This is a genomic window from Paenibacillus sp. FSL W8-0186, from assembly GCF_037969765.1.
Lineage (GTDB): Bacteria > Bacillota > Bacilli > Paenibacillales > Paenibacillaceae > Fontibacillus > Fontibacillus woosongensis.
On the sequence record NZ_CP150207.1, the window covers coordinates 1867534 to 1884752 of the forward strand.

16 protein-coding genes are annotated in these 17219 nt (G+C 50.9%); 14 read left to right on the forward strand and 2 right to left on the reverse strand.

What is annotated here, in order from left to right:
* Positions 1 to 11 precede the first annotated feature (11 nt).
* From MKX50_RS08105 to MKX50_RS08160, 12 genes are all read left to right on the forward strand, one after another.
* The gene (locus tag MKX50_RS08105) at positions 12 to 1043 is read left to right on the forward strand and encodes a C45 family peptidase (RefSeq protein WP_339160051.1); all 1032 of its coding nucleotides are present in this window, start codon (positions 12 to 14) and stop codon (positions 1041 to 1043) included.
* Complete coding sequence (gene ilvE / locus MKX50_RS08110) at positions 1040 to 1990, forward strand: branched-chain-amino-acid transaminase (RefSeq protein WP_339159107.1); 951 nt, start codon at positions 1040 to 1042, stop codon at positions 1988 to 1990. Before MKX50_RS08105 ends, ilvE begins: the two co-directional genes overlap by 4 nt.
* Entirely contained in the window at positions 1971 to 3410 is a 1440-nt protein-coding gene (locus MKX50_RS08115; RefSeq protein ID WP_339159108.1) for a circularly permuted type 2 ATP-grasp protein, read from the forward strand. The genes ilvE and MKX50_RS08115 overlap by 20 nt, the downstream gene beginning before the upstream one ends.
* A 52-nt stretch (positions 3411 to 3462) precedes the next feature.
* On the forward strand, positions 3463 to 4131 hold the full coding sequence (locus MKX50_RS08120) for an RraA family protein (RefSeq protein ID WP_213589025.1): 669 nt from the start codon (positions 3463 to 3465) through the stop codon (positions 4129 to 4131).
* 24 nt (positions 4132 to 4155) lie between these two features.
* A complete protein-coding gene (locus MKX50_RS08125; protein ID WP_339159110.1) occupies positions 4156 to 5346 on the forward strand; it encodes an ATP-grasp domain-containing protein in 1191 nt (396 codons plus the stop codon).
* A 13-nt stretch (positions 5347 to 5359) separates the two neighbouring features.
* Positions 5360 to 6616: an MFS transporter gene (locus MKX50_RS08130; RefSeq protein WP_213589023.1), complete on the forward strand. Its 1257-nt coding sequence runs from the start codon at positions 5360 to 5362 to the stop codon at positions 6614 to 6616.
* 346 nt (positions 6617 to 6962) lie between these two features.
* A complete protein-coding gene (gene sufC / locus MKX50_RS08135; protein ID WP_155609288.1) occupies positions 6963 to 7745 on the forward strand; it encodes a Fe-S cluster assembly ATPase SufC in 783 nt (260 codons plus the stop codon).
* 24 nt (positions 7746 to 7769) lie between these two features.
* Complete coding sequence (gene sufD / locus MKX50_RS08140) at positions 7770 to 9071, forward strand: Fe-S cluster assembly protein SufD (RefSeq protein ID WP_339159113.1); 1302 nt, start codon at positions 7770 to 7772, stop codon at positions 9069 to 9071.
* Entirely contained in the window at positions 9068 to 10282 is a 1215-nt protein-coding gene (locus tag MKX50_RS08145; protein WP_339159115.1) for a cysteine desulfurase, read from the forward strand. Before sufD ends, MKX50_RS08145 begins: the two co-directional genes overlap by 4 nt.
* A complete protein-coding gene (gene sufU / locus MKX50_RS08150; protein WP_055108886.1) occupies positions 10282 to 10701 on the forward strand; it encodes a Fe-S cluster assembly sulfur transfer protein SufU in 420 nt (139 codons plus the stop codon). The genes MKX50_RS08145 and sufU overlap by 1 nt, the downstream gene beginning before the upstream one ends.
* A 21-nt stretch (positions 10702 to 10722) precedes the next feature.
* Positions 10723 to 12120: a Fe-S cluster assembly protein SufB gene (gene sufB / locus MKX50_RS08155; RefSeq protein ID WP_055108885.1), complete on the forward strand. Its 1398-nt coding sequence runs from the start codon at positions 10723 to 10725 to the stop codon at positions 12118 to 12120.
* A gap of 173 nt (positions 12121 to 12293) precedes the next feature.
* Complete coding sequence (locus MKX50_RS08160) at positions 12294 to 12788, forward strand: spore coat protein (RefSeq protein ID WP_213589486.1); 495 nt, start codon at positions 12294 to 12296, stop codon at positions 12786 to 12788.
* Between the two features lie 68 nt (positions 12789 to 12856).
* On the opposite strand, the gene MKX50_RS08165 is transcribed toward MKX50_RS08160, so the two are convergent.
* Both MKX50_RS08165 and MKX50_RS08170 read right to left on the reverse strand, forming a co-directional pair.
* Positions 12857 to 13903, reverse strand: a complete 1047-nt coding sequence (locus MKX50_RS08165) for an HD-GYP domain-containing protein (protein ID WP_339159118.1) — start codon at positions 13901 to 13903, stop codon at positions 12857 to 12859.
* 86 nt (positions 13904 to 13989) lie between these two features.
* Positions 13990 to 14730 carry a molybdenum cofactor biosynthesis protein MoaE gene (locus tag MKX50_RS08170; protein WP_213589019.1) on the reverse strand — a complete coding sequence of 247 codons (741 nt, stop codon included), beginning with the start codon at positions 14728 to 14730 and terminating at the stop codon, positions 13990 to 13992.
* A gap of 144 nt (positions 14731 to 14874) precedes the next feature.
* Here MKX50_RS08170 and MKX50_RS08175 point away from each other — a divergent pair, with 144 nt between their 5' ends.
* Together MKX50_RS08175 and MKX50_RS08180 are read left to right on the forward strand one after the other, a co-directional pair.
* Positions 14875 to 16320 carry a bifunctional UDP-sugar hydrolase/5'-nucleotidase gene (locus tag MKX50_RS08175; RefSeq protein ID WP_213589018.1) on the forward strand — a complete coding sequence of 482 codons (1446 nt, stop codon included), beginning with the start codon at positions 14875 to 14877 and terminating at the stop codon, positions 16318 to 16320.
* Between the two features lie 41 nt (positions 16321 to 16361).
* On the forward strand, positions 16362 to 17192 hold the full coding sequence (locus MKX50_RS08180) for an undecaprenyl-diphosphate phosphatase (protein ID WP_213589017.1): 831 nt from the start codon (positions 16362 to 16364) through the stop codon (positions 17190 to 17192).
* Positions 17193 to 17219 lie beyond the last annotated feature (27 nt).

Below are 17219 nucleotides of genomic sequence, written 5' to 3' on the forward strand. Positions count from 1 at the left end.
TCTTGAAGCATATGGTTGTCAGCGGCCAGCCGCTCCAGCGGGGAGCGCAATACGGGGAGGAGTTCCGGCGAGAAATCAGAGATTTTTTGGGTGATAATATCGCACGGATCAACAGCGTCAGACGCCAGCCATTAACCCTGAACGAAGCGTTAAGCATGACCGACAGCTACATTCCGCATATTGAAGCTTGCACTCCCGAACTCGCCGAGGAGATCAAAGGGTTGGCGCAAGGGGCCGGAATCAGCTACCGGGAGGGCATGCTGCTTCAGCTTCGGCGTGAGATTATCGCTGCTGGGCTTGAATGCACCGCCTTTGCCTGCTTTAACCAAGAAGGCCGTGCCGTCATTGCGCAAAATATCGATTTGGCGGGCCAGTTAACGGACTTGGGAATTATACTGGAAGTCCGCACGCCTGAGAATGCTCCCGATTTGCTGATGTATACGCATGTAGGACTAATCGGATATTTGGGCATCAACAGCTATGGACTTGGCGTTGGGCTGAATATGTTGCTTAGTTCAGGATGGCGTGCCGGTGTCCCCCCGTATTTGCTAATCCGCCACCTGCTGCATCAGCGAACGCTGGATCGCTGCTTGCTTGAAATCGGGCGAATTCGCCGAGCATCCTCCAGAAATTTGCTGATGACGGACGGCATTCGGCTGGTCAATGTAGAAATGACCGTGGATAAAGCGCGTTTAATCGAAAATGACCTTCTAGTGCATACCAACCATTATTTGCATAAGGATTTCATAAACTGTGATCTGGTTAAGCCCGGCACCTCAACATATCCCCGTCTTGAACGGACCCATGAAAGGCTGCGGCACTACAGCGGAAGGCCTACAGTGAAGCAGATGGAGGAACTGCTCGGCTACCACGACAATGGCGCGGGAAGCCTCTGTGTTCATCAAGACGGGGACCCGCGCAAAGTTGCCACCGTCGCTTCCGTAATTATGGAGCCGTCCGAAGGGAGGCTGAGGGCCTGCAAAGGCTATCCTTGCACAGAGCCATTCCATGACTACCGGCTGGAAAGGAGTTGTATGGCATGAAGGAATGTTTTATTCAATTAAATGATAGGGCCGTTCCCTATGAAGAGGCGACGATCCATGTAGGATCGGCAGCGATGAAATACGGAGCGTCCGTATTTGAAGGGATCCGCGGCTATTGGGATGCTGACCGGCATCGAATGCACTTATTTTCCTTATCCGAGCATGTGGACCGTCTTTTGGATTCCATGAAAATTATGGGGATGGAACATTCTTGGAATAAAGACCGGGTGATTGGGAATATCCGCAATATTATCCTCGTTAATCATTTGCAGGAGGACTGTTATGTCCGCGTCGCCGCTTCCGTGGAAGCAGACGGTTCATTGGAGGCGAGAGGGCCCGTTCTGCTCAGCGTGGCTGCTTTTCCGCAGCAGCGCAAGCCGCATTCTGATCGGGGCATTCATATATCGGTCTCTTCCTGGCAGCGTATTTCCGACCAAATGATGCCGCCAAGGATCAAGTGCATCGCCAACTACCAGAACGGACGCTTGGCGATGCTGCAAGCCAAATCGGACGGCTATGACAATACTCTTCTGCTGAATCAGCACGGCAAAATCGCGGAAGCTCCGACAGCGGCTTTTTTTATCGTAAAAAACGGCAGGCTGATCACCCCTTCCGTCACGTCCGGCATACTGGAAAGCATCACCCGCAGGCATATTCTGAACTGGGCCAAGGAAATGGGCCTTACTGCCGAAGAGCGAGAGCTCGATCGCACGGAGTGTTATTTGGCCGATGAAGCTTTCCTCTGCGGTACGGGGGCGGAGATTCTCCCTGTAATTAGTGTTGACCGCTACGAGCTTGGCGGCGGGAGTATCGGGCCGGTCACGGCGCTGCTGATGAATAAATACTTCAATACGGCATATGCCAAAGAAGAAGGCCTGGAACCCAATTTGGAGGATATTGTTACTTATCCGAAGGAGGAGATCGTAAATGCAGCGCTTCCTATATGAACAGGATTATAGCCGGATGGTTGCCAGCTCAGGGAATCGACTGGACGAGGAGATCAAGGAGCTGGAAGGCCGGCTGGAGAACGATGGTTATGTGTACCGGAACAAGCCGTTTCAGCTTTACCCGAGAGTCGTCATTCTTTCCTCCTCCGACCGCGAATGGATCCGAAGAGAAGCCGAGCAGCTGATCGACATACTGGAGAAGGTGATCCGCCTTTATGAAGAAGATCAGGCCACCAGGCAGTATTTTATGCTGGATGAAGCCGCTTCCCGCCTGGTACGGATAGATCCTGGATATCAGCGTAAAATCCGTATTTCCCGGTTTGATACCTATCTTGTGCCGGGTAATGAGAGCTTTAAGGTTTTGGAAAACAATACGGATTGCCCGGCCGGTGTCATCTTTACAGGGCGCGTCAATAAGGTGCTCAGGCAAATTCCGTCACTCTCCACCTATTTGCAGAATATCCCTCCGCTATACGAAGAAGGTATCCACAAGCCCGATGCTTTTATCAATGAATTAGTCTCTGTCTTTGCCGAGTTCTCTCCCGGATCAAGGCTTCGCAGCATGGCGATCCTTCAGCTGGAAAACCGGGTCAGCCTAGAGGTGAAAGAGATGGTTGAACTTCTCCGCAAATCAGGAGTCGAAGCCGTCGTCACGGATCCCCGGCAGCTTTCTTATCGGGAAGGCAAGCTTTATGCCGGAAATCAGCGCATAGAGCTCATCTGGAATAAAATAAACACCGCCGATTTTATCCCTCTTCTTGACGATTCCGAAGCGCTGTCCGACCTGATATGGGCATGCGACGACCTGGCCGTCTGCCATGTCAATTCTTTTCAAGCCCGCTTCATTACAGAGAGCAAGCTATGCTTGGCCTATCTTTCGGATCCAGCCTTCCGCAAGCATTTCACGGATGAAGAATGCAAAATACTCGATAAGCATATCCCCTGGGCACGCAAGCTATCGGCCGTGTCCCCTGAAGATCATGAAGGGCAGGGTATGCGCAAGCTATTCAAGCTTCGCCGGGAGAAGCTGGTGTTAAAGACCGCCTATGACATTAGAGGTGAAGGGGTCGTCATTGGTCTGTCCACCTCGCAGGAGCGATGGGAAGAACTGATCGATCAATGCTGGAACAAACCTTTTATCGTACAGGAACTGGTAGCCGCACCGGAAATCCCGGTTCCTGCCGGCCCGGATCACTCCCTGGTCCGCAAAAAGTTCAGCGCGGATCTGTTCATGTTTGGCGGATCATTTCAAGGCTTTGGCTCGAAATTGAGCGATGAGCTGAAGGTGAACGTCTTTCAGGGAGGGAGCAAGCAGGCGATCTTCTCCGTGGATAACAGCGCTGCTGAATCGCGAGGGAGCGAGCAGACAGCTTGCACCTCCTGCGGCAACTGTACAAATACCGGCGAACGGTGCTCTTAATAGTTATAAATCTAGTATTTTGGCTGCAAATAAACATTAGGAGGGATTGTTGATGAGTGCATCCCATTATCCGGGATCTGAAGCCTTCAAAGGAATACCCACGGCATGTATTTCCGATGCCCTGGACACCTTCGGGATCAACGGGGGGCTGGAGGGACTGAAGGCTTTGGGCCCCGGCATGGCTCTTGCGGGACCTGCGTATACGCTGCAGTATGAACCGGTCCCGGAAGGAGAGACGGCTCAGGCTGGCGAGTTTATTGACGAGGTGCCGGAGGGGCATGTCGTTGTGATTGCCAATGGCGGCAGGCAGTACTGTACTGTGTGGGGAGATCTGCTGACGCATGCTGCGAAGATCAGGGGGCTGCGAGGAACTGTCATCGACGGCTGCTGCCGGGATGCAACAGCAATCCTGCAAACGGGCTATCCGTTATTTTCACTCGGAAGCTATATGAAATCAGGGAAGAACAGGGTCAGACTTGCAGCCAGGCAGGTACCGGTAACAATTAGCAGTACTGTCGTCTGCCCTGGCGATATTGTAGCTGCGGATGACTCTGGCGTGATCGTGATTCCTAAGGATGTGGCGGAGCAGGCATACCGCCGGGTCAAGGAAATTGAAGCGATGGAGGAGCGGATTCTTCTTGATTTGCAAAACGGCATGCCGATGAAAGAAGCGAGAATCAAGCATCGCTATAATCAGTACGCGCTGCGTGTCAACGTTTAACTTTAGGTCGGGGGGAGCTGCGCCATGAGACAAATCGTATTTCTGAACCGGAGCAAATCATTTCCGTTCAAAAGCTGGATTCCTGAAATCACTGAGAAGCTGACGCTGTTTACACAGCTTGATATCCCCGAAGCGGACGGATATGATTTTGTATTCAAAAAAGAAGCCTTGGACAAGGATGCACTCATGGAATGGGAATTGATCGAGCTGAGCGAACGGCACCCTGTAAAAGCTGTCGTATGTCACTCGGAATATGACCTCCTCCGTGCCGCCAAATTGCGCGAGTACTTCTGTTTGCCCGGACAAAATGCAGAAAGCGCCCTCGCCTACCGCAACAAGGTGATCATGAAGGACTGGGCCAGGAAGGCGGGCATTGAAGTTGCTCATTACCAGGAGATCACGACCCCTGCCGACATTGCCGCATTTATTCGCCAATATGGATATCCGGTGGTTATCAAGCCGGTTGACGGGGGCGGCTCCCGCCATACCGCCGTACTGCGGGACAGCGGGGATTGCCGGTCATTTCTGGAAAAGGGCGTACCGCAAGGAATGATGATCGAATCTTTTGTTGAAGGCGAAATGTATCATGTCGACGGATTAATGCACCAGGGGGAAATACTGTTTTCCAGTGTCTCCCGATATATGAACGGATGTCTTTCCTTTCATTCGGGCACGAGCCTTGGCAGCGTCATATTGAACTCGGATTCCTCCCGCATCCAAAGGCTGCGGCGCGAAGCGGAACGTACGCTGCATGCGCTGCCTGCCGCTCCGGTGATCGCTTTTCATGCGGAGTACTTCTTAACGGAGGACAATCGCATTCTGCTATGCGAGATTGCGAGCCGAACGGGCGGCGCTCGCGTAGTGGACGCCAATGAAGCGGCGTTCGGCATCCATTTGAACCGGGAGTGGATTCGTCTGCAATGCGGTTTGGACGCCGATATAGGAATTGCTAGCGGAAATACCGGCCGCACGGCAGGTTGGCTGATCGTTCCGCCGGGACAGGGAATCCTTCGCTCGATTCCGGAAACTACGCCATTTGAATGGGTAGTCAGTTATGTACCTGCTTTGCAGAAGGGCGAGCAAATGAGAGGAGCAGTTTCGAGCGTAGACCATATGGCGAGCTTCGTCGTGGAAGGCGCTGACGAACGGGAGGTTGAGGCGCGCATCACGGAACTGGATCAATGGTTCAGAGATCGAATACAGGTTGAAGCATGAAGGGTGTGCACGTATGAGCCAGAATAAGCCGTTGTTCTCCGCACCGTTTGTTATTTACCTGGCAGTGAATACCATGTTTTTCATGGGGATAGGAATTCAGGGAATTGCTATTCCTTGGCTGCTCCTCGAACAGTCGGGAGGAGCCCTTTCGGTGGGAATCATGCTCTGTATCCGGGCGCTGCCCGGTATTTTTCTGGTGGGGCTGGCCGGAAACTGGGCGGACCGTTACGACCGGCGCAGGATCTGTTTTTATATGAATCTGCTGCAGGCTGTGCCGATGTTGATTATATCCTATTTAATCGGACAGGATGCTGTGGGATATGTGTTCGTTTATGCCATTACGCTGTTTCTATCGGTCGGAAACACGTTTTTTGTGCCCGCCATCCGGGCGTATATGCAAGGAATGATTGAAGCTCCTTATTTAATGAAGGCAAATTCCCTTCATGAAACTACATCCCAGGCGGGGAATATTATTGGCACCGGACTGGGCGGCATCCTCGTTGCTCTTGTGAACGCGGCCAATACGCTGGCTATCGGGGCAGGCGCCTTCTTGTTGTCCGCTGTGTTAGTCATTTGCATGAAAGGGCAGCAGCATGACCAGCATGCTTCGCGTGAACGCCCCGGCCGAAGGAATCTTTCCATAACGGTTACGTATATCCGGGAGCGCAGAGTGCTGTTAACCGCTATTTTGTTTATTTTGATTCCCTCACTCGTGGTTCAGGTCAATAATATTCTTATCGGGGCATATGTCAAAGATATCCTTCATCTTGGCGCGGATAGCTTCAGCCTGGTCAGCATCATGTACTCAGCAGGAGCGATGCTGTCCGGGGTACTCCTGGTATCTGCAAAAAAGATCGGTACGGGACGCAAAACAATTTTTGCCGCCTTGCTGCTGCTGTCCGCCGCGCAGGGATGGTTCGGGAATACATATCATATTTCGGCTTCGGCTTCGGCCGTATTTTTAGTAGGTTTTTTTGTGGTGATGTCGCGAAGCTGGATCAACACCAAGATTATGGAGGAAACGGAGGACGTGTTCGGCGGGCGAATTCAAAGCGTAGTTAATATGATGAACTCCCTCATGATTTTATTGGCTGGCCTCCTCATAGGCGTATCCGCCAGTGTATTGAGCTACCAGGCCATATATCTTGCGGTGGCGGGAATCGGCGCAGCGGCCGCGCTGCTGTCCTGGCATGGCTTCAAGGATGCAAATCAAGCCAAGGCACAAAGTCAGTCAGTCTCCGCTGAATTTAAATATTCGAATGATAAATAAGAACCTCTTACTTGCGGGCAGGCTAGAATTAAGGCGCCCGTGGTAAGAGGTTTTTTTAGTCTTCATTTTTATCGAAAAGGAATCACTGTGTTGGGATTATGTCGAATTTTGAATGCTGTATTGAATTTGGCAGGCTGAGGATTTGGGCAGGAGATTAGCCTTCTATCCAGCCGTGGCACGTTGCTTAAGCATCCGAAGTAGGTTAGAATAAAATGAGAATCAGTGAGAATCACTTAGAATAATTCTAAAGTGAGAATTATTGTGCTATAATGCAGGGGAGCAAAGGGAGGCGTCCCTTTATAATATACGTTATGATTTTAACGACTTAATGGAGGGAGCAGTAAACATGGCTACACATTTCGTTATTGAAGGACTTAAAGCGACAATCGAGGACAAAGAGATTCTCAAGGGAATCGACATTGAAATAAAGGGTGGGGAAGTCCACGCCATCATGGGACCGAACGGTACGGGCAAAAGTACGCTCGCTTCCGCGCTGATGGGTCATCCCAAATATGAAGTTACCGACGGCAAGGTGCTGCTTGACGGTGAAGATGTGCTGGAAATGGAAGTGGATGAGCGTGCTCGCGCAGGCCTGTTTCTTGCCATGCAATATCCGAGTGAAATCAGCGGTGTGACCAACTCGGACTTCCTGCGGAGCGCGATCAACGCCCGCCGTGGTGAAGGCAACGAGGTATCCCTTATTAAATTTATTCGTCAAATGGAGAGCAAAATGAAGGAGCTTGAAATGAATCCTGAATTTGCGCACCGTTACTTGAATGAAGGCTTCTCCGGCGGTGAGAAGAAGCGGAATGAAATTTTGCAAATGATGCTGCTTGACCCGAAAATCGTTATTCTTGACGAGGTCGACTCCGGACTTGACATTGACGCATTGCGCATTGTTGCCGAGGGTGTAAACTCCATGCGCAGCGAAGATCGCGGATTCTTGATCATCACTCACTACCAGCGTCTTCTGGATTACATCAAGCCAGATTTCGTCCATGTCATGATGCAAGGGCGCATCGTGAAATCCGGCGGCCCTGAGCTGGCAGAGCGCCTGGAGAAGGACGGATACGATTGGATCAAAGAAGAGCTTGGCATCGTTGACGAGACAGTGGGAGAGCAAGTTTAACGGAAGGAGGAAGGAGGAGCTAAGATGACTACACAAACCGTTCTACCGGTAGAACCGGATGTATTGAAGACCGCTTCCGTGAGCAACGGAGAACCGGCTTGGTTGACGGAAAGTCGCATGAATGCATTGAAGCTTGCGGCAGAGCTTGAACTGCCGAAGCTGGAGAAGACGAGAATCGACCGTTGGAATTTGCAAAACTACGGAACACTGCGCCAAGGGCAACCCGATGCAGATCAGGAGATTCCTGAGATTGTGTCCGGTCTGGTCGATTTGAATGATCAGAGCAATTTGATCGTTCAGCGGAACTCGGCAAGCGTATTTACGAAACTATCCGCAGATTTGGCTGCGAAGGGCGTTATTTTTACGGACCTGGAAACGGCAGCCCGTGAGCATGGCGACCTGGTGCAGAAATATCTGCATAATGCCGTGAAGAGTGATGAGAACCTGCTTACGTCGCTTCATTCCGCTCTGTGGAGCGGCGGCATCTTCCTCTATGTTCCGAAGAACGTAGAAATCGAGGTTCCGCTGCAAAGCATCTATCTTGTGGATGACAGCAAGACGGTATTTGCGCCGCACGTGCTGATCGTTGCTGAAGCCAACAGCCGCGTTACCTACGTGGATAACTATATCTCCGGCGACCTCGCTGACCCTATCGTGCATAACGGGGTGGCTGAAGTGTTCGTTCAAGCGGGGGCAAAGGTTCAATTTGCGTCCGTGCATAATTTGAGCGAGAAGACGACGGACTTGACGTACCGCCGCGCTGTAATCGAAAATGACGGCCGGATCGAGTGGATTATCGGCGAGATGAGCTCTGGCGATACGATGAGCGATACGTTGTCCGTGCTGAAAGGCAACGGGTCATCCTCGGATGCCAAAGTCATCGCCATCGGTTCCGGCTCCCAGAAAATGAACTATACGACGAAAGCCGTTCATTTCGGAAAGAGCTCGGACAGCCAAATGATTACGCGTGCGGTTATGCGTGAGCAGGCTACGGCGATCATCAACGGGGTAACTAAGATCGAGCACGGCGCTACGAAGGCGAACGGCGAGCAAACTGAGAAGGTGCTTATGCTCAGCCCGAAAGCGCGTGGAGACGCAAACCCTATCCTTCTCATCGATGAGGACGATGTTACAGCGGGTCACGCGGCTTCTGTAGGCCAAGTGAATCCTGAGCATATTTACTACCTGACTTCCCGCGGCATTCGTAAAGAGGATGCAGAACGCCTCATTATTTACGGTTTCCTTGCTCCTGTCGTTGCGGATATTCCGCTGGAGCAGCTGCAGCAGCAATTGCAAGCACTGGTTGAAAGGAAGCTAGGACAATGAACCCGGCGCTGATCAAAGAGCAGTTCCCGATCCTGAATCAGGAGATCAACGGGCATCCGCTCGTCTATCTTGATAGTGCCGCCAGCTCCCAGAAGCCCCGCAAGGTGCTGGATGCGCTGAAGCATTATTATGAATGGGATAATGCCAACGTGCATCGCGGCGTCCATACGCTGGGCAGCCGTGCAACGGATGATTATGAATCCGCACGCGAAAGGGTAGCCCGTTTTATCAATGCGCAGCATAGAGAAGAAATTATTTTTACCCGGGGGACGACGACGGCATTGAATCTCGTCGCCTCCTCCTACGGGCATTCCGTGCTCGGCGAGGGCGATGAAATCGTCATTACGCCGATGGAGCATCACAGCAATCTCATACCTTGGCAGCAGTTGGCTTTGAAGACTGGGGCTGTCTTGAAATATATCCCGCTCCAGTCCGACGGCAGCATCTTGTTGGATGATGTGGAGAAGACTGTAACTCCTAAGACCAAGATCGTTGCTATGGCGTACGTTTCGAACGTACTGGGCGTGGTGAATCCCGTAAAACAGATCGCCGAAATCGCTCATCACCATGGAGCCGTCATGGTCGTTGACGGAGCTCAGAGCACGCCGCATATGAAGATCGATGTCCAGGACCTGGACTGCGATTTCTACGCTTTCTCCGGTCATAAAATGTGCGCTCCGACGGGGATTGGGGTACTATATGGTAAGAAGCGTCTGCTTGAAGCCATGGAACCGATCGAATACGGCGGAGAAATGATCGATGATGTAGGGATGTTCGAGTCCACCTGGAAGGAGCTTCCTTATAAATTCGAAGGCGGCACGCCGATTATTGCCGGGGCGGTAGGATTGGCGGCAGCTATTGATTTCCTCGAGGAGATCGGGATGGATGAAATCCATCGCCATGAGACGAAGCTCGCGGCATACTCGATTCAGCGCCTGTCAGAAATCGATGGCGTAACGATCTACGGACCGCGGGAAAGAGAAGTCGGATTGATTACGTTCAATCTGGATGATGTGCATCCTCATGACGTAGCCACGGTGCTTGATGCATCGGGGATTGCGATCCGGGCGGGACATCATTGCTGCCAACCGCTCATGCGCTGGCTTGAAGCGAGTGCAACGGCGAGAGCTAGCTTCTACTTGTACAACACGGAAGAAGACATCGACCGTTTGGCCGACGCTTTAATCCAAGCAAAGGAGTATTTCAAGTAATGCAACTTGACGACTTATATCGGCGCGTTATTATGGATCATTATAAAAACCCGCGCAACCGCGGGAAGTTTGACAATGACGTCTTGACCGTGGATCTGAACAATCCGACATGCGGGGATCGCATATCTCTTCAGCTTATCGTCGAGGACGGGATCGTAAAGGATGCGCGGTTTACGGGGGAAGGCTGCTCGATCAGCATGTCATCGGCATCGATGATGACGGAGGCCGTTAAAGGCCTTACCTTCGAGCATGCCCTCCAGCTGGCCGACCGTTTCTCTTCGCTGATGAAGGGTGAGGACGTCCAATTTGACGAACTGGAAGATATCGAAGCTCTATCCGGGGTCAATAAATTCCCTGCCCGGATCAAATGCGCGACACTCGCTTGGAACGCATTGAAGAAAGGGATTCAAGAGTCATAAATTACAAGGAGGTAATCCACCATGGCTAAGAAGGCTCCCGATATAGGGGAATACAAATATGGTTTCCGCGACGAGCATAAATCTATTTTCCAGTCAGGCAAAGGCTTGACTCGAGAAATCGTTGAGGAAATTTCGAAAATTAAGAACGAACCGCAGTGGATGCTTGATTTCCGCCTGAAATCGCTCGAGCAGTTCGAGAAAATGCCGATGCCGCGTTGGGGCGGCGACCTGGATGAGCTTGATTTCGACGATATCCAGTACTACGTAAGACCGTCGGAGAAGCAAGGAAAGACATGGGAAGAGGTTCCGGCAGAAATCAAAGAAACCTTCGATAAGCTCGGCATTCCGGAAGCGGAACAGAAGTTCCTGGCCGGCGTATCCGCCCAGTACGAATCTGAGGTTGTATACCACAGCATGCAGAAGGAATTGGAAGAGCAGGGCGTTATCTTTAGCGATACGGATACAGCGCTGCGTGAGCATCCGGAAATTTTCCGCGAGTATTTCGGTACGATCGTTCCGCCGACGGATAACAAGTTTGCAGCATTGAACAGTGCGGTGTGGTCGGGAGGAAGCTTTATTTACGTTCCTAAGGGCGTTAAATGTGAAATTCCTTTGCAGGCATATTTCCGGATTAACTCCGAAAACATGGGGCAGTTCGAAAGAACGCTGATCATTGCCGATGAAGACAGCTTCGTGCATTATGTTGAGGGTTGTACGGCTCCTGTATACAGCACGAATTCTCTGCATAGCGCGGTTGTTGAAATCATCTGTAAGAAGAACGCGCGCGTTCGTTACACGACGATTCAGAACTGGGCTCCGAACATCTACAACCTTGTTACCAAGCGGGCTGTAGCTGAAGAGAATGCGAATATGGAATGGGTTGACGGCAATATCGGCTCGAAGCTGACGATGAAATACCCAGCAGTCGTATTGAAAGGCCGCGGCGCAAAAGGCAGCGTGCTGTCGATCGCTGTAGCGGGCAAGAACCAGCATCAGGATTCCGGCGCGAAGATGATCCATTTGGCTCCAGACACAACGTCCACGATTGTCTCCAAGTCGATCAGTAAGCACGGCGGAAAAGTAACTTACCGCGGTCTGGCATCCTTTGGCCGTCAGGCAGAGGGCGCCAAATCGAACGTCAAATGCGATACGCTTATTTTGGATAACGAGTCGACCTCCGATACGATTCCTTATAACGAAATTATGAACGATAACATCGTTCTGGAGCATGAGGCAACAGTATCGAAGGTATCCGAGGATCAGCTCTTCTATCTGATGAGCCGCGGCTTGACCGAGGACGAAGCAACGCAAATGATCGTTATGGGCTTCATCGAGCCGTTCACGAAGGAACTGCCGATGGAATATGCGGTTGAGATGAATAGATTGATCAAATTCGAGATGGAAGGCTCGATCGGTTAATCGCAGATCTTTGATCTGACATGGAATAACCTTTACAAACATCGCGGGTGATAAGCCCGCGGTGTTTTTTTGTCCAAGGATTGCTCCTGTGTTGGCGTCACTCTTTGGGCGGCTGCTGAATAGGCTATAGCATACCGCCTAGGAGGGATTTCGAATTGTCTAAAAATAACCAAATGTATCAACACCCGCATTTAGCGTGGCATGAGACTATGGAGCTGCATGAATTAACGGCGTTTCAAACGAACCAGCTCGAGAATTTCAAGATGGTGGTGAACGACGTTACGAACCCCCAGCTTAGAGCCCTATACTTAGAAGCGATCAAGAGCCTTGAGCACAATTTGAAGGAGCTGCTGCAATTTTACCCGAAAGCGCCGCAATGGCCGCAGGGAACGAGACATGGTAAAAATCCGGGCATGGATTTAACGCCATTTTATGCGGGGCAGCTGCTCGGGTTCGCCAAGACAGCGGTGCGTACTTATGCGGCTTCGATTACGGAGACAGCTACACCTCAGCTGAGAGAAACCTTTACGAAGCAACTGAATGCCGCAATCCAACTGCATGCGAAGACATTTAATTTCATGCTTGAAAAAGGATATTATCCAGCCTATGATTTGCCGAAGCTGCTTGCGAACGATGTTGCCAATGCCAACCGGGTGTTAGCTCTGTAAAAGAAAAGACAAAAAGCCCTTCTGTACAGTATACAGAAGGGTGATTTAATTTGGCAGAAAATGTACAGCTAAATATAAACCTCAGTAATCGACAGCTCCCGTTCTTTGGACAAGTCTATGAACCTGTCGTCTGTCTGAACGAGCGGGCGGAAGAAATCTGTCTGGTTCGTCATTACGATTGAACCAACTTCCCCTGAATTCAGCAGCACTTTCTTGCCGATAAAGTTCGGTAGCAGGTGACTGATTAGGGCTTGGGTCGGCTCAGGACTCAATTTGCCAAAGCTAAGGGAATTTAATTCCCGCAAAACAGTAAGCAGCTCCTGCTTGGATTGGTAGACGCGGTTGGAGGTCATGGCCGTATAGACATCCGCTACTGCGGCTATTTTGGCATAAGGATGAATCTCATCCTTGCGCAGCGCTTTAGGGTATCCGCTTCCATCCTCCCGTTCATGATGCTGCAGGGCAACCATTGCAGAGATTTCGTCTCCCGTAGAATTCAGAATGATTTCGGAGCCATACAATGTATGACGCTTGACCTCATCAAATTCCTCCGGCGTCAGCTTGCCGGGCTTGCCGAGAATGTCTTGGGAAATCATGCATTTGCCGATATCGATCAAATAGCCGGCCTTGCCGACTTGATAAGCCTTTTCTTTAGGATAACCAAGCCAAGTTGCGATATAATAAGATAGCATTCCGACTTGCATGGAATGATTATATGTATAATTATCACCGTTATTCAGCAGCAGTAAGAGGGATACGACATCCTTCTGGCCGACTAGTTCATCTACCAGGGGCTGCAGCAGCTCATCGACTTTGGATTCATCGAAGGTACCGCTGGATAGCGCTTCCAGAAAAATGTCTTCGTAACCATCAACAGCTTCGTTGAATAGCGGTGCAACTTTCATGACGGGATCTTGGTGGGCGTTGTTTGAAGTACGTTCGATGTCTATGGTGCGAGGTTCAATGTCGATGTAGTCGATTCCATGCTGCATTAGCTTCACGATCGCATCATTGGTCAGTTCTGTTCCTTTATGCAGAATTAATACGCCGAATTGATTGAAAATATCATGCTTAAGACGGTCGCCGGGGCTGATTTCGATCACATGTAATTTCAAGAACGATGACACCTCATAATCCGCAGTTTTTCTTAATGATAGCAGGGAATAACTGGATTGGCAATGAATTTATAGGACTTTGGATGCTATAGCTGTGATATTTGTCCTGGCGCTGCAGGATTCCATGGACCCTGTCCATGGCCTTTCCATTCTGTACCGTCCTCCCAGACTTCCTTCTTCCAAATAGGAACGATCTGCTTCAGTCTTTCGATGGCATAACGGCTTGCAGCATAGCTATCATCGCGGTGAGGCGTGGAAACAGCGATGATGACGCTGATTTCGGCGATATCGACTTTACCGATCCGATGGCTGATGGCGCAAAGGGTGCCTGGCCACTTTGCAGCGATTTCTTCGCCGATCTGCTTCATTTTGGACAGGGCCATAGGAATATAGGCTTCGTATTCCAGATGGATCGTCCGCTGGTCGCCGGTCATTTCCCGCGTCGTTCCGACAAAGACTAGCGATGCGCCATGGTTAGCCGTGTTAACTTTTTGGGTCACTGCGCTGACCGAGAGGGGCTGCGAACTAATCTCGTACATTTGGTCTTCGGGATCGAGGAAGTCCTGCTCCTGATCTTCTAGGCCTCCGGACACGGGAGGGATGAGAGCAATTTCGTCCTGCTCGGTAATGAGGAGCCCGCCTGCCGCATATTCTTGATTGACGGCCAGAAAAGACAGGCTTACCAAAGACGCAGCATCCGGATATTGCTTGGCGATTTCCTGTTTTAACCGGTCAGCCGTTATGGCGTTCTGAGGATATGTGATTTCAATTTGCGAAGCGCCGATACGGTCAGCCAGCCCCGCGAATAGAAAAATTGTCAGCATCATTTCTATCTCACCTCGTAATACTTAATAAACCCCTATAATATATCATATTTAGGGAGACAATGATTAAATTTGAGGTATATAATATTTTACATCTAATCGTTTTACCAGAACGGCTGAACAGGCAGAGACCGAGGGGGGACAATCATGCTGCCGGATACGAACCAGGATATTTTAACGATACTGTATACCAACGATTTGCACAGCCATTTCGGTGCCATGAAGCGGATTGCCTCGATGGTGAACGGCTTTCGCGAGCAGGAAAATGGGGCCCTGCTGCTGCTGGATATCGGCGATCATATGGACCGGGCCGCTCCCGAGACAGAAGGCACGATGGGACAAGCCAATGTGGATGTTCTGAACCTGATGAGGTATGACGCCATCACGATAGGCAATAACGAGGGACTGACCTTTACACCGGAACAACTGGGGCAGGCTTACGCAGGATTGGCATGCGAGGTTGTCTGTGCGAACATGCTGGAAACCGGGACCGGGAAACCGCCTGTATGGATGAAGAAGCAAACTGTGCTTGAGCGGGGAGGCTTCAAAATCGGTTTGGTCGGCGCAACGGCAGCCTATGCCGAGTTTTACAAGCTGCTCGGCTTGACTGTGCTCGATCCGCTAGATTCAATAGCGAAATCGGTCAATGAATTGCGCAGCGAAGCTGATCTCGTCGTAGTGATGTCGCATCTAGGCCTGTCCTTCGATCGCCAGCTTGCAGAGCAGGTTCCCGGGATTGACCTGATTCTTGGCGGGCATACCCATCATCTGCTGGAAGAGCCGCTGTGGATCAGGCAGACGGCGATTGCGGCGGCCGGGAAATTCGGGCGGCATCTCGGGCAAATTACAATTGGACGGGACGAACTTACCGGGGCAGCGAAGGTCATCTCTGCCATCTGCCTGCCTGCCGAGAGCGGACCGGAAGATCCAATGGTAGCTAAAGCGCTGGAAATACATAAGCACCGGGCTGTAGAGCGGATGGCTCGAACGGTAGCGGTAATCGAAGAGGAATTGCCAATCCGTTACGATGCCGAATCTCCGTTTGGCAATTTGCTGGCGCAGGCGGTAAGGCGATTTACGGGAAGCGACTTGTCGATCATCAATAGCGGCCAACTGCTCACAGGACTGCCTGCCGGAGAAATTAGCGAAGGCATGCTTCATGAGCGCTGTCCCTCGCCCATCAATCCTTGCCGCATGAATTTGCTGGGCAAGCATATATTGTACAGCCTGGAGGAATCGCTGCTAGCTGATTTTACGGACAAGGCGATCTTCGGGTTTGGCTTTCGCGGCAAGCAGCTCGGCGGCATCTGTGTTGATGGCATGGAAATCATCTATGATCCGGAAGGCGATCCATTTCATAAAGTCATCGAAGCGAGTGTACAGGGCGTTCCGATTGTTCCAGAAGGCATTTATTCGGTGGGCACGCTTGACATGTTTACGTTTGGCATCGGCTATGAATGTCTGAAGCAGGGCAGCGAGCAGGAATTTCTGCTGCCGGAGTTCTTAAGGGATCTGCTGCGGATGGAGCTTCAGACGGCAGGCGCCGTTGAGAGCTGCTTCTATCGCCGCTGGAAGAGCCGAACCGTGGGCTGAATTGAAAAGCGGCCTGGCCGCTTGATGAAGAGGAGGAGGCCATGAATTTTATTGTCGCGGTTATTTTGGGGATTGTAGAGGGTTTGACTGAATTTATCCCGGTATCTTCGACAGGCCACATGATATTGACAGCGAAGCTGTTGGGTTATGACGACTCTACTCCCGAGATGAAAACTTTCATGATTGTGATTCAGCTGGGCGCAATTTTGGCTATTTCATGGGTATACCGGGAACGGATTATTCGTTTGCTAGGGTTGAGCAAGGAACCTGTACCTGTATTTCGGAACCAAATACCTCCAAGACGTCTTGATCTCCTGCATGTCATTTTGGGCATTGCACCGGCTCTTGCCGTCGGTTTCTTCTTCAGGGATTTCATCAAAAGTCTGTTCAGTCCCCAGACCGTCCTCTGGGCGCTGCTCGCCGGCGGTATATTTATGATCGCAGCCGAATGGTTCTTCAAGAACAAGGCCCAGGTAACTGCCAAGGATATGGACCAGCTTACCCATAGGCAGGCGCTAATGATCGGACTGTATCAATGCATATCCGTCTTGTGGCCAGGTTTCTCCCGTTCCGGTTCGACCATCGCGGGCGGCATGTTTAGCGGGGCAAGCTATAAGGCTTCCGCTGACTTCTCTTTCCTGATCGCGATACCGATCATGTTTGCCGTTTCGGGTTATGAAATGCTGGATTCCTACCGATATTTTACTATAGATACTATAGGATTATTTGCTGTCGGTTTTATCGTTTCGTTTATTGTGGCTTATATCGTGGTGATGGCCTTCTTAAAATCCATTCAGAAAATTCAGCTCAGGCATTTCGCTTATTATCGTTTCCTTCTTGCTGCTTTATTTTGGACTTTCATCATGCGATAGTTTCGGGCGACAAGCCAGTCATATCAC

What these genes read in the sequence shown, in the direction of transcription:
- MKX50_RS08105 (WP_339160051.1), top strand. Translation starts at nt 12, where the DNA reads ATGGTTGTCAGCGGCCAGCCGCTCCAGCGGGGAGCGCAATACGGGGAG.
- ilvE (WP_339159107.1), top strand. Translation starts at nt 1,040, where the DNA reads ATGAAGGAATGTTTTATTCAATTAAATGATAGGGCCGTTCCCTATGAA.
- MKX50_RS08115 (WP_339159108.1), top strand. Translation starts at nt 1,971, where the DNA reads ATGCAGCGCTTCCTATATGAACAGGATTATAGCCGGATGGTTGCCAGC.
- MKX50_RS08120 (WP_213589025.1), top strand. Translation starts at nt 3,463, where the DNA reads ATGAGTGCATCCCATTATCCGGGATCTGAAGCCTTCAAAGGAATACCC.
- MKX50_RS08125 (WP_339159110.1), top strand. Translation starts at nt 4,156, where the DNA reads ATGAGACAAATCGTATTTCTGAACCGGAGCAAATCATTTCCGTTCAAA.
- MKX50_RS08130 (WP_213589023.1), top strand. Translation starts at nt 5,360, where the DNA reads ATGAGCCAGAATAAGCCGTTGTTCTCCGCACCGTTTGTTATTTACCTG.
- sufC (WP_155609288.1), top strand. Translation starts at nt 6,963, where the DNA reads ATGGCTACACATTTCGTTATTGAAGGACTTAAAGCGACAATCGAGGAC.
- sufD (WP_339159113.1), top strand. Translation starts at nt 7,770, where the DNA reads ATGACTACACAAACCGTTCTACCGGTAGAACCGGATGTATTGAAGACC.
- MKX50_RS08145 (WP_339159115.1), top strand. Translation starts at nt 9,068, where the DNA reads ATGAACCCGGCGCTGATCAAAGAGCAGTTCCCGATCCTGAATCAGGAG.
- sufU (WP_055108886.1), top strand. Translation starts at nt 10,282, where the DNA reads ATGCAACTTGACGACTTATATCGGCGCGTTATTATGGATCATTATAAA.
- sufB (WP_055108885.1), top strand. Translation starts at nt 10,723, where the DNA reads ATGGCTAAGAAGGCTCCCGATATAGGGGAATACAAATATGGTTTCCGC.
- MKX50_RS08160 (WP_213589486.1), top strand. Translation starts at nt 12,294, where the DNA reads ATGTATCAACACCCGCATTTAGCGTGGCATGAGACTATGGAGCTGCAT.
- MKX50_RS08170 (WP_213589019.1), bottom strand. Translation starts at nt 14,730, where the DNA reads ATGATGCTGACAATTTTTCTATTCGCGGGGCTGGCTGACCGTATCGGC.
- MKX50_RS08175 (WP_213589018.1), top strand. Translation starts at nt 14,875, where the DNA reads ATGCTGCCGGATACGAACCAGGATATTTTAACGATACTGTATACCAAC.
- MKX50_RS08180 (WP_213589017.1), top strand. Translation starts at nt 16,362, where the DNA reads ATGAATTTTATTGTCGCGGTTATTTTGGGGATTGTAGAGGGTTTGACT.